The sequence below is a fragment of the Rhizobacter sp. P2_H2 genome (assembly GCF_056403375.1).
Genome location: NZ_JBFUFP010001598.1, coordinates 1 through 849 on the forward strand (window position 1 = coordinate 1; position 849 = coordinate 849).

Sequence of the window (849 nt, forward strand, 5' to 3'; positions counted from 1 at the left end):
AGCGCGCCCAGTTCGCTGCCGACGCGGTTCAGCTGCGTCGTGTGGCGCAGCATCTCCGCATACCCCGCCGCATCCAGCACACCCTTCTTCAGCGCGGCCGACAGGATGCCGACGCCGAGCGGCTTGCCCAGCACCAGCACGTCGCCGTCGCGCGCGTCGGCGTTGCGGCGCACCCGGTCGGGGTGCACCAGGCCGAGCGCGACCAGCCCGTAGATCGGCTCCAGCACGTCGATCGAATGGCCGCCGGCGATCGGGATGCCGGCTTCGCSGCAGATGCTCGCGCCGCCCTCAAGGATCGCGCCGATGACGGCCGGCGGCAGCTTGTCCAGCGGCATGCCGACCAGCGCCAGCGCCATGATCGGCGTGCCGCCCATCGCGTAGATGTCGGAGATCGCGTTCGTCGCCGCGATGCGGCCGAAGTCGCGCGGGTCGTCGACAATCGGCGTGAAGAAGTCGGTGGTGGCCACCAAGGCCTGCTGGTCGTTCAGCCGGTACACCGCCGCATCGTCGGCGGTCTCGGTGCCCACCATCAGCTCGGGCGGCACCAGGCCCTGCGGCGCGCGGGCGAGGATGTCGGCCAGCACGCCGGGTGCGATCTTGCAGCCGCAGCCACCGCCGTGAGAGAAGGACGTGAGTCGGATGGGTTCGGTCATCATCATCGAAGTGTCGATCAAAAAATGCCGGGGGGCACGCCGTTGAGCCACAAGCCCACCACGGTCGAGGACCTGCCGTCGTTCAGCGTGCTGATCGACGTGCGCACGCCGGCCGAGTACGCGCTCGACCACATCCCCGGCGCGATCAACTGCCCGGTGCTCAGCGACGACGAGCGCCGCATCGTCGGTACCACCT

The 849-nt window shown here is 69.8% G+C and carries 2 protein-coding genes; one reads left to right on the plus strand and one right to left on the minus strand.

Annotated features, from left to right (window positions below; genetic code table 11):
• A partial coding sequence (gene selD / locus AC1D15_RS35000) for a selenide, water dikinase SelD (protein ID WP_477829698.1) occupies positions 1-656 on the minus strand: 656 nt, incomplete at its 3' end.
• A gap of 21 nt (positions 657-677) precedes the next feature.
• Here selD and AC1D15_RS35005 point away from each other — a divergent pair.
• The coding region (locus AC1D15_RS35005) for a rhodanese-like domain-containing protein (RefSeq protein WP_477829699.1) at positions 678-849 on the plus strand (172 nt) is incomplete at its 3' end.